Annotated in this window: 26 protein-coding genes; 13 read left to right on the top strand and 13 right to left on the bottom strand. The window is 41.3% G+C overall.

From position 1 onward, the window contains the following. Positions 1 to 9 precede the first annotated feature (9 nt). The 11 genes from hisB to def all read right to left on the bottom strand — a co-directional run bounded on the left by hisB (position 10) and on the right by def (position 11,481). Positions 10 to 603, bottom strand: a complete 594-nt coding sequence (hisB, locus tag GKR92_10295; GenBank protein ID QMU62062.1) for an imidazoleglycerol-phosphate dehydratase HisB — start codon at positions 601 to 603, stop codon at positions 10 to 12. Positions 604 to 649: 46 nt separating this feature from the next. Further along, positions 650 to 1,087 carry a D-tyrosyl-tRNA(Tyr) deacylase gene (locus GKR92_10290; GenBank protein ID QMU62061.1) on the bottom strand — a complete coding sequence of 146 codons (438 nt, stop codon included), beginning with the start codon at positions 1,085 to 1,087 and terminating at the stop codon, positions 650 to 652. Further along, complete coding sequence (gene pip, locus GKR92_10285) at positions 1,084 to 2,040, bottom strand: prolyl aminopeptidase (protein ID QMU62778.1); 957 nt, start codon at positions 2,038 to 2,040, stop codon at positions 1,084 to 1,086. The genes GKR92_10290 and pip overlap by 4 nt, the downstream gene beginning before the upstream one ends. 28 nt (positions 2,041 to 2,068) lie before the next feature. Next, a complete protein-coding gene (locus GKR92_10280; protein ID QMU62060.1) occupies positions 2,069 to 2,662 on the bottom strand; it encodes a methyltransferase domain-containing protein in 594 nt (197 codons plus the stop codon). A 3-nt stretch (positions 2,663 to 2,665) separates the two neighbouring features. Continuing rightward, on the bottom strand, positions 2,666 to 4,117 hold the full coding sequence (locus tag GKR92_10275) for a potassium transporter (GenBank protein ID QMU62059.1): 1,452 nt from the start codon (positions 4,115 to 4,117) through the stop codon (positions 2,666 to 2,668). Positions 4,118 to 4,199: 82 nt separating this feature from the next. Then, positions 4,200 to 5,573: a Trk system potassium transporter TrkA gene (gene trkA, locus GKR92_10270; GenBank protein ID QMU62058.1), complete on the bottom strand. Its 1,374-nt coding sequence runs from the start codon at positions 5,571 to 5,573 to the stop codon at positions 4,200 to 4,202. 103 nt (positions 5,574 to 5,676) lie between these two features. Continuing rightward, entirely contained in the window at positions 5,677 to 7,047 is a 1,371-nt protein-coding gene (locus GKR92_10265; GenBank protein ID QMU62057.1) for a response regulator, read from the bottom strand. Next, on the bottom strand, positions 7,044 to 9,293 hold the full coding sequence (locus tag GKR92_10260; GenBank protein ID QMU62056.1) for a HAMP domain-containing protein: 2,250 nt from the start codon (positions 9,291 to 9,293) through the stop codon (positions 7,044 to 7,046). Before GKR92_10260 ends, GKR92_10265 begins: the two co-directional genes overlap by 4 nt. After that, positions 9,281 to 9,865: a DUF4390 domain-containing protein gene (locus GKR92_10255; protein ID QMU62055.1), complete on the bottom strand. Its 585-nt coding sequence runs from the start codon at positions 9,863 to 9,865 to the stop codon at positions 9,281 to 9,283. The genes GKR92_10260 and GKR92_10255 overlap by 13 nt, the downstream gene beginning before the upstream one ends. Further along, complete coding sequence (locus GKR92_10250; GenBank protein QMU62054.1) at positions 9,862 to 10,833, bottom strand: methionyl-tRNA formyltransferase; 972 nt, start codon at positions 10,831 to 10,833, stop codon at positions 9,862 to 9,864. Before GKR92_10250 ends, GKR92_10255 begins: the two co-directional genes overlap by 4 nt. Before the next feature lie 105 nt (positions 10,834 to 10,938). Beyond that, positions 10,939 to 11,481, bottom strand: coding sequence for a peptide deformylase (gene def / locus GKR92_10245; GenBank protein QMU62053.1), 543 nt, complete (start codon positions 11,479 to 11,481; stop codon positions 10,939 to 10,941). A 152-nt stretch (positions 11,482 to 11,633) separates the two neighbouring features. Here def and GKR92_10240 point away from each other — a divergent pair, with 152 nt between their 5' ends. From GKR92_10240 to GKR92_10195, 10 genes are all read left to right on the top strand, one after another. Beyond that, a complete protein-coding gene (locus GKR92_10240; GenBank protein QMU62052.1) occupies positions 11,634 to 12,827 on the top strand; it encodes a LysM peptidoglycan-binding domain-containing protein in 1,194 nt (397 codons plus the stop codon). Positions 12,828 to 12,973: 146 nt separating this feature from the next. Next, a complete protein-coding gene (gene dprA / locus GKR92_10235; GenBank protein QMU62051.1) occupies positions 12,974 to 14,098 on the top strand; it encodes a DNA-protecting protein DprA in 1,125 nt (374 codons plus the stop codon). Positions 14,099 to 14,249: 151 nt separating this feature from the next. Beyond that, positions 14,250 to 16,745: a DNA topoisomerase I gene (locus GKR92_10230; GenBank protein QMU62050.1), complete on the top strand. Its 2,496-nt coding sequence runs from the start codon at positions 14,250 to 14,252 to the stop codon at positions 16,743 to 16,745. 2 nt (positions 16,746 to 16,747) lie between these two features. Next, complete coding sequence (locus GKR92_10225) at positions 16,748 to 17,287, top strand: tRNA threonylcarbamoyladenosine biosynthesis protein RimN (protein QMU62049.1); 540 nt, start codon at positions 16,748 to 16,750, stop codon at positions 17,285 to 17,287. Positions 17,288 to 17,290: 3 nt separating this feature from the next. Continuing rightward, a complete protein-coding gene (gene hemF / locus GKR92_10220) occupies positions 17,291 to 18,220 on the top strand; it encodes an oxygen-dependent coproporphyrinogen oxidase (protein ID QMU62048.1) in 930 nt (309 codons plus the stop codon). A gap of 56 nt (positions 18,221 to 18,276) precedes the next feature. After that, on the top strand, positions 18,277 to 18,708 hold the full coding sequence (locus tag GKR92_10215; GenBank protein ID QMU62047.1) for a hypothetical protein: 432 nt from the start codon (positions 18,277 to 18,279) through the stop codon (positions 18,706 to 18,708). 215 nt (positions 18,709 to 18,923) lie between these two features. Further along, the gene (hemB, locus tag GKR92_10210) at positions 18,924 to 19,916 is read left to right on the top strand and encodes a porphobilinogen synthase (GenBank protein QMU62046.1); all 993 of its coding nucleotides are present in this window, start codon (positions 18,924 to 18,926) and stop codon (positions 19,914 to 19,916) included. A gap of 72 nt (positions 19,917 to 19,988) precedes the next feature. Next, on the top strand, positions 19,989 to 20,825 hold the full coding sequence (gene aroE / locus GKR92_10205; protein ID QMU62777.1) for a shikimate dehydrogenase: 837 nt from the start codon (positions 19,989 to 19,991) through the stop codon (positions 20,823 to 20,825). Next, positions 20,822 to 21,718 carry a 4-hydroxybenzoate octaprenyltransferase gene (locus tag GKR92_10200; GenBank protein QMU62045.1) on the top strand — a complete coding sequence of 299 codons (897 nt, stop codon included), beginning with the start codon at positions 20,822 to 20,824 and terminating at the stop codon, positions 21,716 to 21,718. The genes aroE and GKR92_10200 overlap by 4 nt, the downstream gene beginning before the upstream one ends. Next, positions 21,715 to 22,371 (top strand): hypothetical protein, encoded by a 657-nt coding sequence (locus GKR92_10195; protein ID QMU62044.1) that lies wholly within the window; start codon positions 21,715 to 21,717, stop codon positions 22,369 to 22,371. The genes GKR92_10200 and GKR92_10195 overlap by 4 nt, the downstream gene beginning before the upstream one ends. Positions 22,372 to 22,390: 19 nt before the next feature. Here GKR92_10195 and GKR92_10190 read toward each other — a convergent pair whose 3' ends face one another. After that, positions 22,391 to 23,131: a ComF family protein gene (locus GKR92_10190; GenBank protein ID QMU62043.1), complete on the bottom strand. Its 741-nt coding sequence runs from the start codon at positions 23,129 to 23,131 to the stop codon at positions 22,391 to 22,393. Positions 23,132 to 23,208: 77 nt separating this feature from the next. On the opposite strand from GKR92_10190, the gene bioB reads away from it, so the two are divergent. From bioB to mscL, 3 genes are all read left to right on the top strand, one after another. Then, positions 23,209 to 24,228: a biotin synthase BioB gene (gene bioB / locus GKR92_10185; GenBank protein ID QMU62042.1), complete on the top strand. Its 1,020-nt coding sequence runs from the start codon at positions 23,209 to 23,211 to the stop codon at positions 24,226 to 24,228. Between the two features lie 31 nt (positions 24,229 to 24,259). Continuing rightward, positions 24,260 to 25,402 (top strand): 8-amino-7-oxononanoate synthase, encoded by a 1,143-nt coding sequence (bioF, locus tag GKR92_10180; GenBank protein ID QMU62041.1) that lies wholly within the window; start codon positions 24,260 to 24,262, stop codon positions 25,400 to 25,402. Between the two features lie 117 nt (positions 25,403 to 25,519). Continuing rightward, positions 25,520 to 25,900 (top strand): large-conductance mechanosensitive channel protein MscL, encoded by a 381-nt coding sequence (mscL, locus tag GKR92_10175; protein QMU62040.1) that lies wholly within the window; start codon positions 25,520 to 25,522, stop codon positions 25,898 to 25,900. A gap of 106 nt (positions 25,901 to 26,006) precedes the next feature. Here mscL and radC read toward each other — a convergent pair whose 3' ends face one another. Then, positions 26,007 to 26,678 carry a DNA repair protein RadC gene (gene radC, locus GKR92_10170; protein QMU62039.1) on the bottom strand — a complete coding sequence of 224 codons (672 nt, stop codon included), beginning with the start codon at positions 26,676 to 26,678 and terminating at the stop codon, positions 26,007 to 26,009. Between the last annotated feature and the right edge of the window lie 112 nt (positions 26,679 to 26,790).

The following is a 26,790-nucleotide window of genomic DNA, read 5'->3' as shown; positions in this document are numbered from 1 at the left end:
GTGTGCTGTTTACAAACTTCCTTTAGTAGACGGTATTATGCCTTGCATACGTTCATCCGGCGTTGCTGCCATACGCAGAGCACGTCCAAATGCTTTAAAAATAGTCTCCGCAATGTGGTGGGAATTCACCCCAGATAAACTGTCTATATGCAAAGTCACATTAGCGTGATTTACAAAACCTTGAAAAAACTCATGGGTTAAATCTACATCGAAATCACCCACGCGCGCACGAGGGAAGTCCACACGAAATTCTAAACCTGGCCGCCCTGAAAAATCGATTACCACTCGCGAAAGCGCTTCATCTAATGGCACATAAGCATGTCCATAACGAACCACTCCTTTTTTATCACCTATCGCTTGGCTAAATGCTTGGCCTAAGGTAATGCCAACATCTTCTACAGTGTGGTGAGCATCAATCTCTAAATCACCTTTTGCATCGATGGTTAGATCCAACATGCCGTGACGAGCAATTTGATCAATCATATGCTCAAAAAATGGCAGACCCGTCTGTAGCGAAGATTGGCCAGTGCCATCAATGTTAAGCTGGATCGAAATTTGAGTTTCGTTGGTATTGCGTTCAACGCTGGCAGTACGTGCAGTCACAGGAGATGTGGTTTTTAGTTAATTAAATAAATTTTTATAGTTCTTACTATATCTCTAGCCAGAAAGTTACCGGTCCGTTATTAACCAGATGTACCTGCATATCCGCAGCGAACTTTCCTGATGAAACTCTAGCATATTCCGCTTTTAATTTGTCTAAAAAATAGTCAAACAGCCTCTTAGCATGATCAGGAGTCGCTGCAGCAGAGAAATTAGGCCTTAAACCTTTTGTGGTATCCGCTGCTAGGGTGAATTGCGGTACAAGTAGAATATCCCCCTGTACTTCGCAGATGTTTTTATTCATTTTATCATCATCGTCTGCAAACATTCGATACGATAATATTCGCTGCTGCATTTGCTCAGCCATTTTCTCGGTATCTTGTTTTTGCACTGCAAGAAACACCAACACTCCAGCATTAGCCTCTGCAACTTTTATATTATTAACAACTACACTGGCACTAGATACGCGTTGTAACAAAGCGATCATGATAGTAATTTTACAAAATTTTGTGTGGTACGCACCAATGCATCGACATTCTCATCTTCAGTGGCAGAGTGACCAGATTTTGGAGTGATTATAAGTTCAGCAGTAGACCAAGATTGGTGTAATGCATAGGCCTGTTCAACAGGGCAAACAACGTCATATCGGCCATGCACGATCACGCCAGGTATGTCGCGAAGCTTATGGGCTTCTACTAGCACCTGATTGTCGTTTAAAAATGAATTATTAACAAAAAAATGACATTCGACGCGCGCTAAACTCAATGCAGTATGGTCATCCGCAAAATGATTTAACACACTAGGCTTTGCTATAAGATTAGAAGTACTGCCTTCCCAGATCGACCAAGCACGCGCAGCCTCTAATTGAATACTTTCCTCTTCACTAGTCAAACGTTTATAGAACGCAGATACCAGATCATCACGTTCATTTTTAGCAATTACTTTAATATAGTCTTGCCAAAGATCAGGATAAATATAGCTAGCCCCATCTTGATAGAACCATTGAATATCTCGTGGGCGACAAAGAAACACTCCTCTTAAAATGAGTCCGGTCACACATTCTGTATGTGTTTCAGCATAAACTAGCGCCAGTGTTGAACCCCAAGACCCACCAAACACTAACCACTTTTCAATTTTTAAGTAGTTACGAATGGTTTCTATATCAGCAACTAAATGCTGTGTTGTGTTTTCAGCTAGCTCCGCATGTGGTGTAGAACGACCACAACCACGTTGATCAAATAAAATAATGCGATATTGTTCGGGGTCAAAAAATCTACGTTGAAACGGTTCGCATGCTGCGCCAGGCCCGCCATGTAGAAACACTACTGGGATGCCATGGGGATTACCGCACTCCTCAATCCATATTGTATGTATAGGTGAAACCTTAAGTTGAAATTCATGATAAGGCTCAATTTCCGGATATAAAGTTAGTAATTCCACTACTGTATTTTCTTGATCATCTTTTGGCTCATCTTTTCTGGGCAACTAAGCTTGCAACGTCTCGCAAACCTTTTTTAACATTGCCTACCGTTCCATGTTCTTGATACGCAAGTACATGCAGAGGTGAAAATAATGCTAACAACTCATTTTGCTGCAATCGATATTGTGGATTACTAGGCCCCACAGTAGATACTTTTTCATTTGTATATGTCTGATAAAACAATAAACCCTTAGGTCTTAATGCCGCAATAATATCTTGCGTTAATGTTCTCTCTAGATAATAGCTGACACAAATTACATCAAATGAATTCGATGTGGGTGGGTGTTGCTCAATATCCCTAACGTCTGCAGCAATAGAAATATTTGTTTCCTGACAATGCGCTTGCACTCTTTCAATTGCTATTGCTGAGATGTCCCAAGCATGAGTGTTCAACCCACATTGTGCTAAATAAATAGCATTGCCGCCTAAACCACAGGCGAGGTCTAATGCTAATCCACTACTAGGCAATAAATAGGCATAGTCAAGTAGAACACTTGCAGCTTTAGTTTCTAATTTACTTTCTATTTGAAATTGGGTGGTGTAAATATCATTCCACTTTTTTTCACTAGTATGGTCAGCCATAAATTAACGACGCCAAAATGCTGGAGTCAGTATAACCAATAAGGTAAAGATTTCGAGACGTCCCAATAACATGCCTAAACACAATACCCACTTACTAAAATCGTTAATGCTAGTGTAATTGGCGCCTACTTCACCTAAACCTGGACCAAGATTATTTAGTGTTGCGGCCACTGCTGAAAATGCTGTAACTTGATCTAAGCCAGATGCCATTAACAATAAAAGCATTACGACAAATACGCCGATATAGGCCGAGAAGAAGCCCCATACCGCTTCAATAACACGTCCATCGACTGCTTTAGAACCTATTTTTACTGCAATTTTTGCATTGGGATGAATCAGACGCATCATCTCTCGCATACCTTGTTTAACCAATAGCAACACCCGAATCACTTTCATTCCTCCACCAGTTGAACCTGTGCAGCCACCGATAAAACTTGCCAGTATTAGCAGCAATGGTAAAAAACTAGGCCAGAAATGGTATTGGGAAGTGGTAAAACCCGTCGTAGTAGCAATAGACACAGCATGAAATACTGCTTTTGAAAATGCATCGCCCCAACTCAGATACACTTCACCGATACGCAAAAACACTGCAGTAATTGTAGTGATAGAAATAATTACAAAAAAGTAAGTTTTAAATTCAGCGTCCTGAAAATAATGTCGTAAACTTTGTGATTTCCAGGTAATAAAGTGCAAACCAAAATTTAAGCCAGACAACAACATAAAAATAATGGAAACGGTTTCAATCGGCATGCTACGAAAATAGCCTATACTTTCATCATGAGTTGAGAATCCGCCAATCGCTACAGTAGAAAAACTATGGCTTATCGCATCAAATATGCTCATGCCCGCTAGCCAATAACCAATTGCACACGCAATCGTTAAAGACAAATAGATATACCAAAGTGCTTTTGCAGTTTCTTTAATACGCGGAGTCAACTTGGTATCCTTGACAGGACCTGGTGTTTCTGCGCGATAAAGTTGCATACCGCCTACACCTAACATAGGCAGAATGGCCACCGCTAAAACAATAATTCCCATACCGCCTAACCACTGTAGGGCCTGGCGGTAAAACAAAATACATTTTGGTAATTGGTCAAGATTGGTAATCACCGTTGCGCCAGTGGTGGTTAACCCTGAAACCGATTCAAAAATTGAATTCGTAATGCCTAAAGAAAGAGAGTTACTTAATAACAATGGCAATGCACCAAACAAGCTCAGCACTGTCCAAAATAACACAACAACTAAAAAACCATCCCGTAAGCGTAAATCATTTCGGTAACTACGCACTGGATACCACAACAACAAACCAGTGATGAGAGTAATCATAAATGCAATTGCGAATGGAGCATATGCACCTTCTTCGTAGATTACATCCACCAAAATAGGCGGCAGCATAGTAAAGCTAAACCATGCAAGCAAAAATCCTAGTACGCGTTGAATAGTTTTTCTTTGCATGAGAGTGTTTGAATGTATAAATATTTAAGAAAATATTTACAAATAGTGGGCTTCTTGACTGCGCGTGACTATTAAGCTTGAGTTATATAAACGTTGCACTAACTTGAAACAGTCGTTCTATATCTTTAACACCTGTTTTATCGGCCAAAAAGATAATTACATGATCCTCAGACTCTATAATGATATCTGCTTCAGCCATTATAACTGCCTCGCCTCGAACAATTGCGCCAATGGTTGCGCCGTTTGGAAGGTTAATTTGTTCTATGTTACGCCCCACAACCTTAGATGTCTTTTTATCGCCATGCGCAACCGCCTCGATGGTCTCTGCTGCACCACGACGTAAAGAATGTACTGAAACAATATCGCCTTTACGCACATGTGTAAGTAAAGTGCCCAAAGTAACTTGTTGAGGCGAAATAGCAATATCGATCATGCCACTTTCAACTAAATCTACATAACTGGGACGATTGATGAGTGACATGACTTTATTTGCGCCCAAACGTTTGGCGAGCATAGCAGAAAGAATATTCGCTTCATCATCATTGGTAAGGGCGCAAAATACATCCATATTTTCAATATTCTCTTCGCGCAGCATGTCTTGATCAGCTGCATCACCTTGTAAAACAATAGTTTTATCAAGTGCCTCAGACAAATAACTTGCACGCTCTGGAAAACGCTCAATGATTTTAACTTGGTATTTATTTTCAAGAGACTTAGCAAGATGCAGCCCAATATTACCTCCTCCAGCTAACAGAATTCGTTTATACGGCTTTTCTGTACCGCGCAATTTCGCAGTAATCGAGGCGGCATTGGAAGATGAAGCAAGAAAAAATACTTCATCATCAGCTTGAATATGCCCTTCGCTATGCAATGTAATGGACTTATTATTGCGATAAATTGCAACTACTTTTGCTTCAGTTTCTGGCATGGCCTCCCAGATTTCATCTACCCGCTTGCCAATTAAAGGGCCATCAAGTTCTGCACGCATGGCTAAAAGTTTTACTTTGCCTTCTGCAAAATCTAGCACTTGTAATGAACCCGGATGTTCAATCAAACGTTGAATATATTGTGAAATCAAATGCTCAGGACTGATTAACACATCAACTGGCAACGCTTCTTGCACAAACAAGTCGCTATACGCTAGATATTCCACTGCCCGAATACGAGCAATTTTAGTGGGTGTATGAAACAAGGTGTACGCAACCTGGCAAGCGACCATATTGGTTTCATCACTATTGGTAAGAGCGATAATCATGTCAGCATCTTTCGCACCCGCTTGTGATAACACCGAAGGATGAGAAGCTTCTCCTGCAATGGTACGTAAGTCAGCACGGTCTTGGATATCTTGCAAAACAGTAGCATTAGTATCAACAAGCGTGATGTCATTATTCTCATTAGCCAGGCTAAGTGCTAATGACCCGCCTACTTGTCCTGCACCTAAGATTATGATTTTCATAATGTTTTTCTCCAACCGTCAGCTATATCTGGCTGTTTACTGGCGGCGCAGGATAGGCCTGTTAATTAGCACTTGCAAGCCCTTTTCTCTCTACGTGATTTAATTAGGACTCTTTGGTATTGATCCCAAGCGCACGAAGTTTGCGATAAAGATGGGTACGCTCTAACCCAACACGTTCTGACAGTTTAGTGATATTGCCGCCTACTTGTTTCAACTGATATAGAAAATAACTACGTTCGAAAGACTCACGTGCTTCTCGAAGCGGTAATTGATAAAGGTCTTCATGTGCCGCTTTATCATTTGAAACCTCTTTTGTTTGATCTTCACTTTGCTCCTCTAATGCTGCCTCTACCTCTTCAGCAGACACTTCATCTGATGAACTTAATATAAGTAATCTTTGCACTAGGTTTTTAAGTTCACGGATATTGCCTGGCCAGCTGTAGTGTAGTAGTCGATTTTGCGCAGCAATTGCAAAGTTTCGGTATGGATAGTTTTCTTTCGAACAATAAAAATCAATGTAATATCGCAACAATTCAGGCACATCTTGCAAATGCTCACGCAGTGCTGGAATACGAACTGGCACCACATTCAGTAAAAAATACAATTCATCATCAAAACGATTGGCCTTAACTTCAGCTTGTAGATCGGATTGTGTGGCAACCATCACTCTACTATCGAATTTTTGTGCATTAGCTCCGCCAATACGTCTAAATTGTTTCTTTTGCAACAAGTGAGACAAAATCTTTTGCCCCTGTTCATTCAGATTAGCAACATCACTAATAAATATTGTTCCGCCCTTACACGACTCTAATAATCCAGGGCTGATAATTTCATCTGCTTCAGTACCAAATAACTGTTTAGCAGGCTCACGAGTATTAAAGTTATCCTCGTTAAGCGCTAATAAACGTTTTGATTTTCTAATGCTTAATGAATGTACAAAATTAGCAAAATATTTTTTACCAACACCTATCTCGCCCTTAATAAATAAAACATTATCATGTGCAGCTAATTTTTTTGCTTGATCACGCAAGGATTGAATAGGCAGGCTTGAACCGATAGGCATTTCGACTATCTCATTCGCTAACGAAGAAGCAGTATTTTTTTCGCCGGCTTCTAGTGCGCGCTTAACACTCACTAACAACTTTGACATGGTTAATGGCTTTTCGATAAAGTCGTAAGCACCCAAACGGGTTGCCTCTACAGCAGTCTCCACTGTGCCATGTCCTGACATCATCACCACCGGACAATCAATGCTGCCGCTACTCTGCCAATCTTTTAGTAAACTAATACCATCTTCCCCTGGCATCCAAATATCAAGTAACACTAAATCTGGATGCTTGCTGTTAGCATGCTTTCTCGCCACTGCAGTATTTTCGGCAACACTTACTTTGTAACCTTCGTCCACCAATATTTCTTGCACCAGATTACGAATATCTGGCTCATCATCTACAACCAATATGCTTTCTTGGCTCATGCTGCGTCTCCTTGACTACGCACTGAAATTTCGCTTGCATCAACCGTGCTTAATGTTGCAGCGCTTAAAGGTATACGAATCTTAATTCGCGCACCTCTATCAGGTGAATTCTCTGCGCGTATTGTGCCACCATGCTCTTCAACAATTTTCTTAACTATTGCTAAACCCAAACCATTGCCGGTATTTTTAGTAGTTACATAAGGCTCGAACAAACGTTCTAATAAATCATTCGGAAAACCTGGTCCATCATCCACCACCACTAAACTTACTAATGGCACACTGCTGATTTCAAAACAGCGTGTAGTTATTTGTACTTTTGCATATTCCTGAGGTTTATCTAACATGGCTTCAAATGCATTTTTTATAAGGTTATGCATTAATTGGCGAAGTCGCGTGCTATCTCCCAATATTAATGGAGGATAATCATCAAGTGAGGTGTGTACCTCAAAGCTATGAATATTATTTTGATACAGCTCAACAACTTCAGAAATTAATTTATTAAGATCCAGGGGGCTTTTTTCAATTTGTGGTGCCCTCGCATAGTCAGCAAAGTCATTCACCATTTCTTTCATGGATTCTACTTGTTCAACGATAGTAGTAGTAGCGCGATCTAAAATACTGCTTTCATGTTGGTCAAGTTCGGGCAGAATTTTACGCCGCAATCGTTCAGCAGATAGTTGTATCGGAGTTAATGGATTTTTAATTTCGTGCGCTAATCGACGCGCCACCTCCCCCCAGGCAGAATCACGTTGTGCACTAATGAGATCGGTAATGTCATCAAACACAAGCGCATAACCACCAGACTGTTCTTCATCATTTGGTAATGTCACCCCACGACACATTAGTATTTTGCTTTGAAATTTGTTGCCTTGACTTCCGCCTACTAGCTTAACCTCGGTTTGCCATTGTATTTCGCTACCTTGCAACATAGGCACAACCTGATCGCAAAAACTTTTCAAGTTTTCATGCCCCATAGACAACTGTGCGACATCACGACCAATGAATTCGTTGATATCAGTATTTAATATTTGTGAAGCCGTTGCATTGGCTGTTTTAATTACCAAGTTTTGGTCGAGGCTGATTACTCCGGAAGAGAGATTTTCTAAAATAGTTTGTAAATAGTTGCGTTGGCTGTCAATTAATCGCTGGCTCAGCTTAGCTTTATCACGCGCTAAGGATAAACGCTCTGTCATTTGGTTAAAGGATACAACTAACATACCCAGATCATCATTACGTTCAACAGGAATTTTTTTATGGTACTGACCTTCTGCTACCGCCTTGGTGCCCTGCGCAAGATCTTTGATTGGTTCAACTAATCTACGTGCAGAAAAAAATGCAGCCCACACAGCAAACAAAATTCCAAGCAATAACACTAAGGTAATTATCAAAGCAAAATTTTGTTTTAAAGGAGTGCGTAAATAAACCAATTCATTATATTTCCCAAACCCTTCTTGTACACTTAATGCGAGATCGCTAATACGATCGGAAATTGGATATAAAACCTGCACCATACGTCTTTGCGTAGTGGCTCCCGTAGTATTCATCGGAAACACTAGGCGTACATGCAAACCCGAATCTTTTATAGGATCCAAACCCACGTATGTTTCGCCTTGGCCAACTAAGCGCATCACCGTCTCTCCCGGTAACCGAGGCACAACCGCCGCTCCAACTTCGCCCCCAGACGCAATAATACGACTGCTGCGAGTAAATAAAACAATTTCCGCTGCACCGCTGCGTCGCAATAAATCATTGATCACCAAGGGCGCATCTAATGAAGTAGTTCGTGATAACTCTTTAACCATAGGCTTGGTTTGCTTACGAAGTTGTCGCATATGCAAATCCAAAGAAGAGCGGCTTAGGTCTACTGAATCTTGCAAAGCTTTTTCTACATCTGCATCAAACCAACTGTCGACGCCTTCTTGAATAAGCCACATTGAAAATGTATACACGATACCAACAGGAACAATCGCGAGCAGTACAAACATTAATAACAAGCGTAATGTTAGGCGCGAACCGGGCTGGCGTCTAAGCACTTGCATGCCGAGTCGATACACATTGACAATGATTAGAAGTAAAAACACACCCAGCAAAAATACATTGAATGGGAATAACCAATAATGAAGCTCTTCAAAACTAGTTTCACTACGCGTGGCGTCCGCCAATAAATACAAAGACCCCATTAACAAGCTGAACAAAAATATGATCGGCCAAATACGCAGAATGGTTTGTTTTTCTATAGCTGCCATTCATACCACCCGCTATCCAATCGCCACTTAGGTGAAAAATAACTCTTCATTCTTAACGGTAAAGGTAATTTATTAGTTAATAACTGCGAACGCAGTTGCACAACATGAGTTTCTTGTTTATTTAAATGGTCAGCCTCAGCAATATACAGTGCAGATACTCTTCCTTGCTGAATCAAGACAGACTCTAAATCTGGATAACTATCGCTTTCGCCCGTCTCAAGATTTTCCAACACATACTGTTTGCTGAGCACATGATATTTTAGCAAGTGAGTTTTTACCGTTGTTACGACAACTTTATCCCAAAGCCATTTTTGCAAGGATACTATTTGCACTTCAATTTGAAACTGCAAAGATATACCATTAACTAACGCTTCCCTAACTTCTCTATTTAATACATAAGCAATTTCAGCATCTAAACGTAATTCATTATCCAACTCAGTAATGTTTAAATAGTTAACTTCGATCGCACTGGTTTTCGCCTGTGCAGAATTACCTATTAGAGAACTCATAAACACAGCTATGTTTATGAGCAATAATGCTGAAACTAATCTTTGTGGCCAACAATTATTCATGCCGATGCGCCGAGTGAATTGCTCACAGGTTCATTAGTAAAGCCGTATCCACTAACATCGTGGGCATTGATAAAGTCTTGTGCGCTGATGATTTTACCGCCAGCAAGTTGTAGCGCGATTAGATTTATTACCCCCGCTCCAGTAACCACTTCTATACTTTGCTTATTGTTGCTTAAAATAGAACCAGGGAGTTTATCACTACTTTTGTCACTTACTGCTGCTTGCCAAATCCGTATCCGTTGTTGCCCAAAGTATGTATAAGCTACCGGCCATGCGTTAAAAGCACGAATTTTGCGTTCAATTACTATGGCGCTTTGCTGCCAATCAATATTGGCCTCTTGTTTAGTAATTTTTTTAGCATAGCTAACGTGAATTTCATCTTGAGAAACAGCTGCCAACTTGCCCTCTTGTAAATTTTCTAAAACCTGCACAATTTCAGCAGCAGAAATACAGGCAAGTCGGTCATGCAGACTTGACCCTGTATCAGTAGCTTGAATGTCACATTCAAATTGTTGCAAGACGGGACCTGTGTCCAAGCCTTCCTCCATTTGCATAATGCTGATTCCAGTTTCCGTATCTCCAGTAATAATCGAGCGTTGAATGGGTGCAGCACCTCGCCATCTTGGTAGTAAGGATGCATGTATATTAATGCAACCTAATTTAGGAATCGCTAATACTTCTTTAGGTAATAGCAAACCATATGCACTAACTAGCATTACATCGGCTTGAAAGTTTTTAATTTGGGAAAACTGTTCTTGGTCTAAACGTAATGGTTGGTAAACAGGGATTTCTGCATTGATAGCAAGTTGCTTTACGGGACCATAATTAATTTTTTGCCCACGGCCTGACGGACGATCCGGCTGAGTAAACACCGCGACGATATAATGTTGGCTGGCGATACATGCTTGCAATGCAGACGCTGCAAAGTCTGGAGTACCCGCAAAAATTATATTTAAAGGCTGGCTCATATATTTGTGCAGTTATGTTGAACGCGTTGGATACCGAATTGATAGTGATAACGCGCATTACTGAACGTTACGCTTTTAGCTGCAGCTTACACTTACATCGTGCCTTTAGATGATCGTGGCAGTTTGAGAAGGAACATCCTGATCTGATGGTTCTAGTTTTTTCAGCTTGAGCATTTTCTTTTTTATCCGCTGTTTTTTAAGGGGTGATAGATAATCTACGAATAGCTTACCGTCTAAATGATCCATTTCATGTTGAATGCATACCGCGAGCAATCCGTCTGCATCCAGGGTAAATTCTACTCCCTGCTGATCCAGAGCCTGTACCGTGATGTTCTCTGCACGCTGCACGTTCTCAAAAATACCAGGTACCGATAGACAGCCTTCCTGCATCTCTTCTTCTCCATCCTTTTTGATAATTTGGGGATTGATCAGGCACAGAGACTCCGATTTATCCTCGGATATATCTATTACAATAATCTGCTGTTGTATGTTCACCTGAGTTGCAGCCAGACCAATGCCTGGAGCCTCATACATGGTCTCAAACATGTCTTTCACCGTCTGTCGGACCTGTTCATTCACCTCATCGACTGGAGTTGCTTTTTTTCGCAACCGCGGGTCAGGAAAGTGTAAAATTTCTAAGAACGCCATTAAGTTACACAATAGTTATAAATTAATTTAGTATTGCCTTTAATAAGCTCACAAATAAGATAACCTTATGCTTATAGGGCTATACTCTAGTATAAAAGTATTGGTAGCTAGTTTAGCAAAAAATCTTCTATAACAACGCATTAAGGATCAACATGCTGGGGAAATTCAACCATCACGGCACATTTTTCATACTACTAGTCACTTGCCTATTAGCTATATTAGTAGCAGCTTGCACAACAACATCGGAATCAAACAATGCCGATACCGGTATCGAGGTTGGTGAACCGAATGTAGATATCGATACCTCTGAAACACAAGCATTAGATACGTCCGGCGAGCCACACTTAGAAGATCTACCTGTATCTCCGCAACAACATAATGTTGAATTTAAAGCATCTGCTCCTGAGCAATACACGGTTGCACCAGGTGATACATTATGGGATTTGTCGAATCGTTTTTTAGTTCAGCCCTGGTATTGGCCAGAGATTTGGTATCTAAACCCTCAAATAAATAACCCGCACCTTATTTACCCTGGGGATGTAATATCAATTTTTTATGTAGGCGGAAAACCTTATCTAACCGTTGGGGACGGGCCAAGAGTCACTAAACTTTCACCAAAAGTTCGTAGTGAAGATATTGATTCCCAGACGTATGGCATTCCCATCCCCGCTATTCAGCAATTTATTATTCGTCCTCGTGTGGTGAGTGAAGAGACCTTAGATAGTGCTCCGTATATTTTAAGTCACATCGAAGAAAGACTTGCATTCGGCACGGGAGATCGTGTTTATGCACGTGGCTTTGGCGGTGAACCGCATGGTCAATACTCTATTTTCCGTAAAGGCGAGGAACTGTATGACCCGAAAACTGATGAGTTACTCGGTTTTGAGGCCATTCTTGTTGGTGACGGTGAAATTATCCGCGCGGAAGATCCTGCAACGTTAGATTTAACGCATACAACGCGCGAAGTGTTACGTGGCGATAGACTATTGCCGGTAGATTTTAGTGAAATTGACACCGAATTTATCCCTCATGCACCACCCGAAAATACTCATGGCCATGTGATATCTTTATTTGATGCGATTACTCAAGTAGGCACATTTCAAGTAATCACGCTTAGCCTTGGAGAACGTAACGGCATCGAAAAAGGCCATGTGTTGGATATTAATCAAGCTGGACGAGTGGTGGCAGACCCGTTCGAAAAACCAGGATCTTTGATCGATGTTGAATTACCTGAAGAAAGCGCAGGCCGCGCTATGGTATTTCGCACCTTTGAAAAAGTCAGTTATGCTTTGATTATGGAAACTTCAAGAGCCATTCAGTTCGGTGATTCAGCAACCAACCCTTAATCACCATAACATAACAAATACACCGTCCTTAAGCCCAAGATCTAACATAGATCTTGGGCTTAGCTACTTTAGTACGTTGCAAGTTTTTCGTTAGCTCACGTAAGTCGCTACAATTACAGGCTGGGGCAACTTAATAGTATCAGCACATGCAACCACTCAACGCTTGGCTTACGCTTATCCATGTTGACAAACTTGGACCGGTTACACTGATAAAATTATTAGGCCACTTTAGTAGCCCAGCAAGAATACTGGAAGCCAGTCGTAGCGAATTACAATCACTCGGTATTAGAAAATCCATCATCGATGGCATTCTGGAACCTAATGAAGATGCTATACAACGCGACCTTGCGTGGTTAGAGCACGAAAACCATCACGTAATTACCATCCAGGATACGTCTTATCCTGAATTACTCAAACAAATATCTGACCCGCCTTGTGTTTTATACGTCTTAGGCAAACCAACGCTGTCAGTAAGCTTATTAACTGAACCGCAGCTGGCAATTGTCGGCAGTAGAAATGCCAGCGCATATGGCAAAGAACTTGCTACCTCATTTGCACAACAGTTAGCAATTAACGGCCTTGTCATTACCAGTGGCTTAGCCAGTGGCGTTGATGGCGCAGCCCATCGCGGTGCATTGCAGGCAGATATTGGCAGTACCATAGCCGTCGCCGCCTGTGGATTAGATCGTGTCTACCCTGCAGAGCATCGTCAACTCGCTGAACAAATTGTTCAACGCGGTGCACTCGTCTCTGAATTCCCTATCGGCGCCTCACCAATGCCAGGACATTTCCCCAGACGCAATCGAATTATTAGCGGGTTAAGTCTTGGTACATTAGTAGTAGAAGCCTCAATGAAGAGTGGCTCTTTAATTACAGCGCGCCTTGCTACAGAACAGGGACGCGAGGTGTATGCCACCCCTGGATCTATTCATAATCCTCTTTCTAAGGGCGGGCATACTTTAATTCGTAACGGCGCAAAGTTAGTTGAGACTGTGGAAGATGTTCTAGAAGAACTCAAACATCACATCAACCTAAACTCTATAGAGTCTAGTCAAGAATCGGTCTCCGAAGACAAACAAGATAGTGCATTAGACCCGCAACATGAAAAAATATTAGAAAGCATGGGCTATGAGCCCATTAGTATTGATGTATTGATCGAGCGTAGTGGCCTTGGAGTTGAAGTAGTATCTTCTATCCTTTTGATTTTAGAGCTGAATAACCAAGTTACACATCATGGCAATGGCATTTATCTGCGCCGCAATAATTTTTAGAAACAATAGCTAATTAGATAAATTTTTCTGTAAAACTTTTATCTTCGGCGGTAATTCTGCTAAGAATAACGCCATAGGCATTTACAAACCCATTAGAAACGCGTAATAGTTCGCCGCTACAGGTACTTAATAATAGTAGTTGCATAAACACATGAGTAAAAATTTAGTCATTGTAGAGTCTCCAGCCAAAGCTAAGACAATTGAAAAATATCTAGGCAAAGACTTCCACGTGCTCGCTTCAGTAGGCCACGTACGAGATTTATTATCAAAGAATGGTGCGGTCGATCCAGATAATGAATTCGAGATGAAGTATGAAATTAAGGAAGACAGCGAAAAGCATATTAACGCTATTGTTAAAGCACTCAAGAAATCGGATGTGCTACATCTTGCCACTGACCCAGATCGCGAAGGTGAAGCGATTTCATGGCACCTGTATGAAATATTAAAAGAACGTGACCTGCTAAAAGACGTAGACGTACGTCGAGTAGTGTTTCATGAAATTACCAAACGCGCAGTTAGTGAAGCCATTGAGAACCCAAGAGAACTGTCTTACGACTTAATCCATGCCTATCTTGTACGTCGCGCGTTAGATCACCTTATTGGCTTCAACCTCTCGCCATTACTTTGGAAAAAAATCAGACGTGGCTTATCTGCAGGACGCGTTCAAAGTCCCGCTTTACGTTTGCTTTGTGAACGAGAGAATGAAATCGAAAAATTTGATCCGCAAGAATATTGGACCATTGAAGCCGATTGCGAAAAAGACAAACAAGAATTTCTCTCCAAGTTAAACATTTATAAAGACAAGAAACTTGCACAGTTTGATATCAATAATGAAGGTGATGCATCAGCTGCTAAAAAATTATTAGATAGCAATGCGAATGGCAAACTGGTTGTTAAAACGGTTGATAAGAAAGAACGCAAGCGTAACCCAGCTGCACCTTTCACTACCTCTACTTTGCAACAAGAAGCCGTGCGTAAACTTAGGTTCTCTGCCAAAAAGACCATGGCCGTCGCACAAGCCTTATATCAAGGTAAAGAATTAGATGGAGAGACCGTTGGTTTAATTACCTACATGCGTACCGACTCTGTGGTACTTGGGCAAGAAGCCCTGGATGAATTGGTCGATTTTATTGTGCAGCGTTATGGCAAAGATAACTTGCCTGATGAAATTCGTGTATTCAAAACCAAATCTAAAAACGCACAAGAAGCTCACGAAGCTATTCGCCCTACCTCTTTCATGCGTACACCAGATGAGGTTAAAAAGTTTCTTAGCGCAGATGAAATGAAACTTTACTCCCTGATTTGGAAACGTGCTGTGGCCAGTCAGATGATTCACGCTACCTTAGATTTAGTGGCCGTAGAGTTTGCTTGCGGCGATGGCAATATTTTTCGTTCTACGGGTTCATCCATCAAAGACCCTGGTTTTATGCAGGTCTACCAAGAAGGCATGGACGACAAAAAAGAAGAATCCGATGAACGCATGTTACCGGCATTAGAAGTTGGCGAAACCGTAAGCCTTCATGAAATAAGAACCGAGCAACACTTTACTGAGCCGCCGCCACGCTTTACAGAAGCTACCTTAGTGAAGACGTTAGAAGAATTTGGCATTGGCCGCCCATCAACCTACGCCAGCATTATTTCTACTTTGCAATATCGAGAATATGCAGAAGTGGAGAGTCGCCGTTTTACGCCTACCGAGATGGGTAGATTAGTAAATGATTTTCTTACTAATCACTTCACCCAATATGTCGATTATGATTTTACCGCCAACTTAGAAAATGAATTAGACGAAATTTCACGTGGCGAAAAAGAATGGGTGCCGGTTATGCGCACTTATTGGAAGCCGCTCATCGATTTAGTTGAGGAAAAAGAAGAAAGTGTCACACGCGAAGAGGCGGTGCAAGCACGACAGCTTGGGACGGATCCCAAATCAGGAAAACCCGTTAGTGTTCGTATGGGGCGTTACGGACCCTTTGTAATTATTGGCACCAAAGAAGACGAAGAAAAACCAAAATTTGCAGGCCTATTACCGGGCCAAAAAATGGCAGATATTACTTTTGAAGACGCCATGGAGCTGTTTAAGTTGCCTCGAGAGTTAGGCGAGACTGAAGAAGACGGAATCATATCCACCAGCATTGGACGTTTTGGCCCTTATGTTAAGTACGGCCCAAAGTACGTTTCGATTAAAAAAGACAGTGGCCTTGACCCTTATACTATTAAACTTGAAGAAGCGATGGTATTAGTTGCAGAGAAAAAGAAAGCCGATGCCGAAAAGCTGATTAACCATTGGGAAGAAGAAGGCATTCAAGTGCTTAATGGCCGTTATGGGCCTTACGTTACCGACGGCAACAAGAACGTAAAAATTCCAAAAGACACTGAGCCTAAATCACTCAGCCTGGAAGACTGTCAAAAGATGATTGCCGAGGCGCCAGAAAAGAAATGGGGCCGCAAAAAGAAAGCGGCAAAGAAGAAAAAAGCTGCGCCTAAGAAAAAAGCCGCGGCAAAGAAAAAGAAGGCTGCGCCTAAGAAAAAAACTACCAAAAGAAAAAAAGCGGCAAAGAAAAAATCAAGCAAGAAGAAAGCAGCGACTAAGAAGTCAGCTGAGAAATCTCCTAAAGCTAGCGACGATACCAGCTCAACAGAATAATCATGCTTGCCAGTCAGGTTTCGCAAGCTACGGTTATTTTGCAATACGGTGGCGTAGTCGCTTATTCAACCGAAACAGTTTTAGGTCTGGGATGTGATCCCAATAATCAACAAGCCGTTAACAGAATTCTTTGGCTAAAAAACCGCGCCATTGAAAATGGCTTGATCATGTTGGTAAACAATATTGTGTCGTTACAGCAATACACAACATCATTGACTGCTGAACAGGTTGCATCAATTTCTTCTGCAGAAAATACCACTTGGCTCATCCCGGCGAATGACCAAGCTCCAAGTTGGATGCTAGGCAAACATGAAACTTTAGCCATGCGCATTACCCAACACCCCACAGCCAACCCCTTATCTGCAGCCACTCATGGAATTGTGTCTACCAGCGCAAATGTTTCCAGCTATAAAATATTAGCAGATCAAGATGAGGTTCGAGATTGGTTCGGCCCTCACGTAGACTATATTATCGTAGGCGAAACAGGATCAAGCGTACCAAGTAAAATTATAGATTTAATCACCGGAGAAAAACTTCGTTAGCGTATGTCAATTGATATTACACCAAGCATCGACCCAGACATCGACAAGGTAAAAAACTACTTGCTGGATTTACAGAATCGCAATTGCGAGCAGTTAGAAAAGCAAGACGGTGCGGCTAAGTTTAAAGAAGATGCGTGGGAGCGCGCAGAAGGCGGTGGCGGTCGCACGCGCATTCTGCAAAATGGCGCGGTGTTCGAACAAGCCGGTGTAGGGTTCTCACATGTGTTTGGTGATCAACTGCCACCCGCCGCGACCACGCAACGGCCAGACCTTGCGGGCCGCAGCTTTCAAGCAATGGGGGTGTCTTTAGTCATTCACCCCAACAACCCGTTTGTGCCAACCTCGCATTGCAATGTGCGGTTTTTCATTGCCGAAAAAGAAAATGAAGCACCGGTGTGGTGGTTTGGTGGCGGGTTTGATCTAACCCCCTATTACGGCTTCAAAGAAGATGCCGTGTTTTGGCACCAAACGGCAAAACAAGCCTGCGATGCAATAGATGAAGGTTTATATGCAAAGTTTAAAAAATGGTGTGATGAATATTTTTATATTAAGCACCGCAATGAAGCGCGTGGCATAGGCGGATTGTTTTTTGATGACTTTAATAAAGGCGGATTTGAAAATAGTTTTAAATTATTCAAAAGTATTGGCAATCAGTTTCTTCAAGCTTATTTGCCCATTGTAGAAAAACGCAAAGACCATGCGTTCGATGAGAAGCATCGCAACTTTCAATTGTATCGTCGCGGTCGCTATGTAGAGTTTAATTTAGTGTATGACCGTGGCACGTTATTCGGTTTGCAGTCCGGTGGGCGTACCGAATCTATTTTGATGTCATTGCCGCCGAATGTGCGTTGGGAATACGACTATTATCCTGAAGAAGGGAGTGAAGAAGAAAAATTGTATACGGAGTTTTTGCCAGCGCGGGAGTGGATCTGAAATGACTGCTTACGACTCAAGTCAGACGTATTAATAATTAATTTGGGACACTAGTTATGAAATATTTTATGTATCTAATTTTAATATCTATTGGTTTTTGTGGAGGCATCTATGTTGGTTTTCAAAAAGCACCACAAGAATTTATTTACTGGGATAGTCAATACAAAGCATCAATACTTGCATCACAACAAAAATTATTAAAAAATGGAAACGTAGAAAAAGCAATAGACGCAAATGAAATATTTTTAAACAATGAGCTTTCTAATCATGCAGAATTTTTAGAAAGCAAATTAAAGTGGTTATTACCTAATAGGCTACCATTCGATCGCAAACCTATTCAGAATGCAGTTGATTATCGTCTTGCCAATCCATATCAATTGGCAGGATTATCAAGCTCAAGCTCTATAGAAGAGATTGAGGGCGATAAGATCCTCAATAAAAATGTTAATTTTGTTTTAGAGTTATATAGAAAAGCCTCATCCGAATAATCGCAATGACCGAACGCAGTCATTTTAAAATCACCAACTTTAATCTGAAGCAACATCCTAGTTGCAGCTCTTATTCACATCGGCAGAAAATTGCTCCTGCATTTTCTGCACTTCCTACATCCTTGTAAGTCGTCCATATACTCACTAATCTTCTATATTGCCCAGATAAGGTTTCAAATCAGTATTCTTGAATAAGTTTTGCTACTATTCTTGCCATGAGTGAATACCCTTATATAAGAATGCGTCGTATGCGTGCGGATGCTTTCTCGCGTGAATTACAGCGTGAGAATCGTATCCATGTGAGTGATTTGATTTATCCTGTGTTTGTCATGGAAGGTCAGTCCTCGCGTGAAGAAGTGCCCTCTATGCCAGGAGTTGAGCGCATGACGGTGGATGAGTTGGTTAAAGAGGGTAAACAGGTTCATGCGTTAGGCATTCCTTCGATAGTGGTCTTCCCGGTCGTCGATGCAGACAAGAAATCTGAGCAAGCAGAAGAAGCCTTTAATGCCGATGGCTTGGCGCAACGCGCGATTGCCGCATTAAAAGACGCCGTACCAAAATTAGGCGTGATCAGTGATGTGGCTTTAGACCCCTTTACTACGCATGGGCAAGATGGTCTGATCGATAATCAAGGCTATGTATTGAATGATGAAACGGTAGACGTCCTTACCAAGCAAGCTTTGTCTCATGCACAAGCCGGTGCAGATGTTGTTGCGCCATCCGACATGATGGATGGCCGTGTAGCAGAAATTCGAAATGCTCTGGAAACCAATAATTTTCGAAATACTAAAATTCTAGCCTACTCGGCAAAATATGCTTCAAGTTTTTATGGCCCTTTCCGAGACGCAGTAGGTTCTGCTGAAAATCTCGCCGGTGGAAATAAATATACCTATCAAATGGACCCTGCGAATTCGAATGAAGCCTTACATGAAGTCGCGCTAGATATTGGCGAAGGTGCAGATATGGTAATGGTAAAGCCTGGCTTACCTTACCTAGACATTGTGCGTCGTGTAAAAGAAGAATTTAAAATGCCCACTTTTGTTTACCAGGTAAGTGGTGAGTACAGTATGTTAAAAGCCGCATCACAAAATGGCTGGCTTGATGAAAAAGAGTGTGTAATGGAAGCATTGCTTTGTATCAAACGTGCAGGTGCAGATGCCATTCTCACTTATTATGCTAAAGATGTAGCAAATTGGTTAAATAGCTAGGAGCTAAATTATCAGAGTCTTTGCAGATATTGCTAAACTACTTTAGTGTCCTCTTTAGAAAACAACTCGAATATTGACCAGTATGCAGTGATCGGTAATCCTATCGAACACAGTAAATCTCCTGATATTCATCTTTTGTTTGCTGATCAAACTGGCGAACAACTTAATTATAAAAAATTATTTGCGGATGAAGATAAATTTTCTCAAGTAGTAACTGAATTTTTTACCAACGGCGGAAAAGGTCTAAATGTTACCGTGCCATTTAAAAATAATGCTTGTGAATTTGTGGACGAGCTTACCGATTATGCAGCACATGCGGGCGCAGTAAATACTATTTATATTGGTAAGAACAATAAACTTATCGGCGATAACACCGATGGCATTGGCTTATTACGCGATTTAAAAAAATCACTGCGAATACAAATTGAAAATAAAAAAATATTAATTATTGGTGCAGGGGGTGCAACTCAAGGAATAGTGGAGCCGCTATTAAATGAACAACCTGATCAGTTACTCATTGCAAACCGCACGGTTAGTAAAGCTGAGGTCATTGCTGAACAATTTATTACTTTTGGTGAAGTAAAAAGCTGTGCATTAGATGAAATTCCTAAACAGCCTTTTGATGTTGTGCTACATGCTACTTCTGCAGGTTTACAAGGACATAATGTTACATTGCCAACAGAAATATTAAGTGCTAACACTTGTTGTTATGACCTTTTGTATAGCGATCAAGACACACCTTTCATGCAATGGGCCAAACAATATAAATCTGGAAAAGTAGTGGATGGTTTTGGAATGCTATTAGAACAAGCTGCTGAAGCGTTTTATTTATGGCGTGGCAAACGACCTGATACCGCTATGGCGCAACACTATTTCCGTCCGGACACCACAAAAAAACCGGGCTTATGATCCAACATATTAAGAAGCCACCAATAGACATAAATCGTCTAGTGCTTTATGCAAAGTTGGTTCGTTTAGACAAACCAATTGGTATCTTATTGCTGCTATGGCCCACCTTATGGGCATTGTTTATTGCCGCGGATGGCATACCAAATCTAGCCATACTCGTCGTATTTATTCTTGGCGTAATACTTATGCGCTCGGCTGGCTGCGCCATTAATGATTATGCGGATCGGGACATAGACCCGTTTGTTGCACGAACCAAGCAACGCCCGGTGGCCAGTGGACTTATTCAACCTAAAGAAGCTTTAGTCGTTGCCGGTGTATTAGCATTCATTGCATTTGTGCTCGCACTCATTTTCTTAAACAAGCTCACCATTTTTTTTGCCCTCGGTGCAGCACTGCTAGCGGCAACCTATCCATTTATGAAACGGTTGCATTTTTTACCACAAGTGCATCTTGGCATCGCTTTTGCCGTTGCTATTCCGATGGCCTTTACCGCCATCACAAATGCCTACCCCACGCCGATTGCCTGGCTGCTATTTACCGCAGCGGTAATCTGGACCACCGCCTATGACACTCAATACGCGATGGTGGATCGTGAAGAAGATATAAAGATCGGCGTGAAATCCACAGCGATTTTATTTGGCCCGATGGACAAAGCTGCTATCGGCATGATGCAGTTTTTAGTCGTGCTATGTTTAGTGTTAGTAGGAATTAACACCAACATGAGCTGGATCTATTACCTTGGCATCGCACTCGCGGGTTTATTTTTTATTTATCAGCAAGTTTTAATCAAACACCGCTTCCCAGACCGCTGCTTTTACGCATTTTTAAATAATAATTATTTCGGCATGGTGGTATTTATTGGAATCTTTGCACATTACTGGGTTAGCAAATGAATAAAGATCTGGAGAGAATTCTTGCATGGGCGAAAGTACATTCGCCACAAACATTGCAACATCTAAATAGCCCAGCAAGTGATGACGATATTAGAACTGTAGAAACAGAAATTGGCATCAAATTACCAAATATCTTGAAAGAACTATTAAAACAGTTTGATGGAGAAGATGGGGAAACTTGGTTAGCGCTCTTAGGTAATGGTAACCAATTGTTATCGTGTAAAAGAATTATCGAGGATTATAAAATTGGTCAAGAAGCAGCTGAAGAAAACTTCGATGATGAAATGGATACAGTAGCGTATTGGAAAGATCGCATTGAATGCGGAATTATATTTGTTAAAGGAAACGTTAAACCTCTTTTTCTTCAACCTAACTGGTTACCCATTACGTGTATGAATGGCGATGTATATCGATACCTTGATTTTGATCCTGCTCCCGGTGGAACAGAAGGACAAGTTATTGAAGTTGATATGGAGGGCTGCAGTTACCAAGTGGTAGCTGATAGCCTCGAAGAGGCTTTTTCTATGTATGCAGACCAACTGGAGTCTGGTAAATACAAAGTAGAAGAAGACGGGTATATAGAATTGATTGAGGTCGGACTTGAAAATGAGTTGAGTTGGGGAACGCCCAAATGGCTGAAAGATATTAAATAAATATTAGCTGGCATCGCCATCAAGCAACACGTGCTATACACCAAACACCAACCCTATCCACACCAGCTTCCTTCAAACACTTTGCCATTTCATTAACCGTATTCCCCGTCGTCATCACATCATCAATAATACAAACCTGTTTGTTTTTCAAAACGGTTGAATTCTCGTTAACTGAAAAAGCACCTTTGACATTTTTATGTCGTTGCTTTGCCGGTAAGTCCATTTGTACACTAGTGTCACGATTCCGATACACAATATCGTAATCAAGCTGACTGCCCCATTCTTTGGCTAATTCTTTGCTGATAATACGCGCGATTTCCAATGCCTGGTTATACCCACGTTGTCGCATGCGTTTTTTATGCAGCGGCACAGGAATAATCAGTTCAGGAACCTCTAGTTGTTTTTCCTCAATATGTTGTAACAAAAGCTCAGCAAGTAGCTTGCCTTGATTAAGCTTGTTATTAAATTTGAATTGATAAATTGCATCACGAATAAACCCGTCAAACTGAAAGGGTGTTGAAGCATGATCAAAATATAGTTCACGATTACTACATGCCCCACAAACAGAAGCTTTCCCGCTCTGCAATGGGAGCGCGCAACGACTACAGGCGTATTCCACCCAAGGCAATCTTTGCAAACATCTCTCACAAAGATCCATTCCGTTATGCCCCGCATCGTTGCAATGCAGACACACTTTCGGATACAACAGCGCACCTGCTTTTTTAAAAGCTGAAGTAATTAGCGGTATCCTAGTAGTCATGCTTTTATTGACACCCCACTGCAAAAGATTAGACTTGCTGGCACTATTATCGTTAACCTTTATAGCAAAGCAACTCTATGCAATCTGAAACTATGCGCAATGACTGGAAAAAACATGAGGTCTTAGACCTATATCAACTGCCATTTAACGATTTACTATATTTAGCACATCGTATTTTTCGTGAAAATCACGATCCTAATAAAGTACAAGTCAGCACGTTGCTTTCGGTTAAAACCGGCTCCTGCTCTGAAGACTGTTCCTACTGCCCACAAAGTGGCCACTATGATACGGAGATTGAAAAAGAGCGTTTGTTATCTCTAGATGAAGTGAAGGAAAATGCAGAAGCTGCCAGAGAAGCCGGCGCCTCAAGATTTTGCATGGGCGCTGCTTGGCGTAACCCTTCGGATAAAAACTTAGATCAGGTTATTAAAATGATCGAAGTGGTTAAAGACCTTGGATTGGAAACCTGTGTAACGGTGGGCATGCTCACCGAGCTGCAAGCGCAGAAGTTAAAAATAGCTGGGCTGGATTATTACAACCACAACCTAGACACCTCTCCAGAGTTTTATGGCAGCGTGATTACCACCCGTACTTACCAAGATCGCTTAGATACTCTAGAACATGTTCGTAATTCCGGCATTAACGTGTGCAGTGGTGGCATTTTAGGTATGGGAGAATCTCGCGAAGATCGAGCGGGTTTGTTATTACAACTAGCGAACCTGCCTCAACACCCTGAGTCGGTACCGATTAATATGTTAATTAAAATCAAAGGCACGCCACTTGAAAACGTAGACGACCTTGATCCGTTTGAGTTCATTCGTACCATTGCGATTGCACGCATCTTGATGCCTAAGACCTATGTGCGTTTATCAGCCGGGCGTGAAGAAATGAATGAACAGACCCAAGCGTTGTGCTTTTTTGCCGGAGCGAATTCTATATTTTATGGTGAGACGTTATTAACTGCTAAAAACCCAGAGACTGAAAAAGACCGAGCATTGTTTAACAAGCTTGGCATTCAGGCAGATAGCGTAAATGACCCTATCAATGCTGCTCTTCATTCTGAGATTGACTCTAGTCAAGCAGCTGCCGTTAATTAAGCTTGCCCTCTCTATTCCGTGAGGCTTTGGTATGAAAGATCTAGCAACAAAGCTAGACAAACTTAAGCACGAAAATCTTTTCAGAACTCGAAAATTGATTTCCTCGGCTCAGCAAGTTGAGCCAATTATTAATGGACAAAAAATTTTATCTTTTTGCAGTAATGATTATTTAGGTCTAGCGAATCATCCAAAAGTAATTGAACGCTTAACTAGTGCTACGCAAGAAAGTGGTGTTGGCTCAGGCGCTTCACATCTCATTACAGGTCATCACCAAAGTCATGCCGCTTTAGAAGAAGAACTAGCGGAATTTCTTGGTTGTGAGCAAGCATTGCTGTTTTCAACCGGTTATATGGCGAACTTAGGCGTAGTCAGTGCTTTAGCTACACGTAACAGCACAATTTTTGCAGACAAACTAAATCATGCTTCTTTGAATGATGCGGTTTTGTTATCACGTGCAAAATTAAGCCGTTATGCACATCAAGAAACCAATCAGTTGGAAAAGAATATTGCTGCAGAAGAAAAATCTAGCAAATTCATTTTAACCGATGGTGTGTTTAGTATGGACGGCACGATCACTCCATTTAAAATATTACAGACGATAGCCAAAAAACATAGTGCTGCATTAATCGTCGATGATGCTCACGGCATAGGCGTGCTTGGCAAACAAGGCAAAGGCTGTACAGAAGGTTTATTATCTAATGACGACATTTTAATTGGCACACTGGGCAAAGCCTTTGGCACCTTTGGAGCCTTTGTTGCGGCAAGAAAAGAAACCATTGAGTGGGTAATACAAAAAGCACATAGCTATATTTATACTACTGCCCTACCGCCTGCCATCGCAGAAGCCACACGAGCCAGCCTACAACTCATCAAACAAGAAGCTTGGCGCAGAGAACATTTACAAGAGTTGATTCAGTATTTTCAAGATCGATGCCAACACGTTGGCATAAATGTATCTGCCTCAAGCACTCCCATACAACCCATTATTTTAGGCTCATCAGAAACTGCCTTAGAAGTCAGTAAGAATCTTTTAAAAACTGGAATACTTGCGCCTGCTATTCGCCCACCAACCGTTCCAAATAACACTGCAAGATTGAGAATAAGTTTCTCGGCTACACATACCAAACAGCAGATCGATCAGCTTATAGTTGCTCTTGAACAATTAGTAACATAATTATTTTCATTACAATCAACTAGATAAAGCGTCAATAAGTTAGCTTGCATTTTCAAGTATTGCTGATTACAGTTCTTTCCGACTCTTATAACTATAATAATCTCAGGAGGATTTATCATGGGAATGGTAAGTGAATTTAAGGAATTCGTCATGAAAGGCAACATGATGGATATGGCTACCGGTATTATCATCGGTGCAGCTGTATCCGCAGTAGTTGGTTCATTGGTCGATGACATTATCATGCCAATAGTTGGTTTATTTACGGGTGGCGTGGATTTCAGCACTCTCGGCATGCCACTTGGAGAAGGTGAAGGTGCTGCTATATTTGGCTACGGTGCATTTATTCAAGCACTTATTAACTTCTTAATTATTGCTTTTGTAATTTTCATGATTATTAAAGCGGTTAACAGCATGAAGAAAAAAGAAGAAGCGGCACCTGCGGCTCCACCAGAAGATGTTGTTTTACTTCGCGAAATTCGTGACAGCCTAAAAAAGTAAAAAAGAAGGAATAAAAATATTTGAAATAAATTTCTTATTAATTAAGACAAAAAACCCGCGTAAATCGATTGCGTGGGTTTTTTTATGTCTGTGAATTATTTATAGATTACAGCTGCCCTAATTCGGCAAGCGATATCACATCATCGCCAATAATTAAGTGATCTAACACTTTAATATCCATTAATGACAAGGCATCACGCAAAGTATGGGTAATTTCAATATCCGACTGGCTCGGTTTTGAATCACCCGAAGGATGATTATGCGCAAGGATAACTGCATTGGCATTATGTTTTAGTGCTTGCTTCACCACTTCCCTTGGGTGCACTTCCGCACTGTGTAAACTGCCGACAAATAATTCTTCAAATTCAATTACTCGATTTTTGGTATCTAAAAATAAGCAAGCGAATACTTCCTTGCCATAATCCCGCATCCGCATAAGTAAAAATTGCTCCGCATCATCTGGATTAGATAAAGGCCCTTCACGCTCTAAGGATTCACGCAAATATCTGCGTGACATTTCAAGACATGCCTGTAATTGTGCATATTTTGCTTCGCCCAATCCTTTAGCTTGGCAAAATGATTTCAAGTCAGTAGACAATAGCTTACGCAAGCCACCAAAATCATTTAGCAGGTCACGAGCCAAATCGACGGCAGATTTTCCTTTCACGCCGGTGCGTAAAAATATTGCTAGTAGCTCGGCATCAGAAAGCGCATTCGAACCTTGATCAAGTAAGCGTTCCCGTGGACGTTCCCCTTCTGGCCAATCTGGTATCGCCATTTATCCCCCTAATATCTTACTAATGCATATAAGCCCTTGATATAAAAAGCAATCACTGACAAAAGGCTATTAGCATATGGTAAAGCGTGATGGTTATTAAACCATCTCCCTA

This window comes from Gammaproteobacteria bacterium, from assembly GCA_014075255.1.
GTDB lineage: Bacteria > Pseudomonadota > Gammaproteobacteria > UBA4575 > UBA4575 > JABDMD01.
The sequence above is the reverse complement of the archived record's forward strand: the minus strand, read 5'-3'. Positions and strand labels throughout refer to the sequence as shown.

Excerpts from the sequence above, each read along its gene's own strand:
- GKR92_10255 (QMU62055.1), bottom strand. The coding sequence starts at position 9,865 with ATGAATAATTGTTGGCCACAAAGATTAGTTTCAGCATTATTGCTCATA.
- GKR92_10240 (QMU62052.1), top strand. The coding sequence starts at position 11,634 with ATGCTGGGGAAATTCAACCATCACGGCACATTTTTCATACTACTAGTC.
- bioF (QMU62041.1), top strand. The coding sequence starts at position 24,260 with ATGAAAGATCTAGCAACAAAGCTAGACAAACTTAAGCACGAAAATCTT.
- GKR92_10265 (QMU62057.1), bottom strand. The coding sequence starts at position 7,047 with ATGAGCCAAGAAAGCATATTGGTTGTAGATGATGAGCCAGATATTCGT.
- def (QMU62053.1), bottom strand. The coding sequence starts at position 11,481 with ATGGCGTTCTTAGAAATTTTACACTTTCCTGACCCGCGGTTGCGAAAA.
- GKR92_10290 (QMU62061.1), bottom strand. The coding sequence starts at position 1,087 with ATGATCGCTTTGTTACAACGCGTATCTAGTGCCAGTGTAGTTGTTAAT.
- radC (QMU62039.1), bottom strand. The coding sequence starts at position 26,678 with ATGGCGATACCAGATTGGCCAGAAGGGGAACGTCCACGGGAACGCTTA.
- GKR92_10225 (QMU62049.1), top strand. The coding sequence starts at position 16,748 with ATGCTTGCCAGTCAGGTTTCGCAAGCTACGGTTATTTTGCAATACGGT.
- GKR92_10260 (QMU62056.1), bottom strand. The coding sequence starts at position 9,293 with ATGGCAGCTATAGAAAAACAAACCATTCTGCGTATTTGGCCGATCATA.
- hemF (QMU62048.1), top strand. The coding sequence starts at position 17,291 with ATGTCAATTGATATTACACCAAGCATCGACCCAGACATCGACAAGGTA.
- GKR92_10190 (QMU62043.1), bottom strand. The coding sequence starts at position 23,131 with ATGACTACTAGGATACCGCTAATTACTTCAGCTTTTAAAAAAGCAGGT.
- dprA (QMU62051.1), top strand. The coding sequence starts at position 12,974 with ATGCAACCACTCAACGCTTGGCTTACGCTTATCCATGTTGACAAACTT.
- GKR92_10230 (QMU62050.1), top strand. The coding sequence starts at position 14,250 with ATGAGTAAAAATTTAGTCATTGTAGAGTCTCCAGCCAAAGCTAAGACA.
- GKR92_10250 (QMU62054.1), bottom strand. The coding sequence starts at position 10,833 with ATGAGCCAGCCTTTAAATATAATTTTTGCGGGTACTCCAGACTTTGCA.
- trkA (QMU62058.1), bottom strand. The coding sequence starts at position 5,573 with ATGAAAATCATAATCTTAGGTGCAGGACAAGTAGGCGGGTCATTAGCA.
- bioB (QMU62042.1), top strand. The coding sequence starts at position 23,209 with ATGCAATCTGAAACTATGCGCAATGACTGGAAAAAACATGAGGTCTTA.
- GKR92_10280 (QMU62060.1), bottom strand. The coding sequence starts at position 2,662 with ATGGCTGACCATACTAGTGAAAAAAAGTGGAATGATATTTACACCACC.
- GKR92_10215 (QMU62047.1), top strand. The coding sequence starts at position 18,277 with ATGAAATATTTTATGTATCTAATTTTAATATCTATTGGTTTTTGTGGA.
- GKR92_10275 (QMU62059.1), bottom strand. The coding sequence starts at position 4,117 with ATGCAAAGAAAAACTATTCAACGCGTACTAGGATTTTTGCTTGCATGG.
- mscL (QMU62040.1), top strand. The coding sequence starts at position 25,520 with ATGGGAATGGTAAGTGAATTTAAGGAATTCGTCATGAAAGGCAACATG.
- GKR92_10195 (QMU62044.1), top strand. The coding sequence starts at position 21,715 with ATGAATAAAGATCTGGAGAGAATTCTTGCATGGGCGAAAGTACATTCG.
- hemB (QMU62046.1), top strand. The coding sequence starts at position 18,924 with ATGAGTGAATACCCTTATATAAGAATGCGTCGTATGCGTGCGGATGCT.
- GKR92_10200 (QMU62045.1), top strand. The coding sequence starts at position 20,822 with ATGATCCAACATATTAAGAAGCCACCAATAGACATAAATCGTCTAGTG.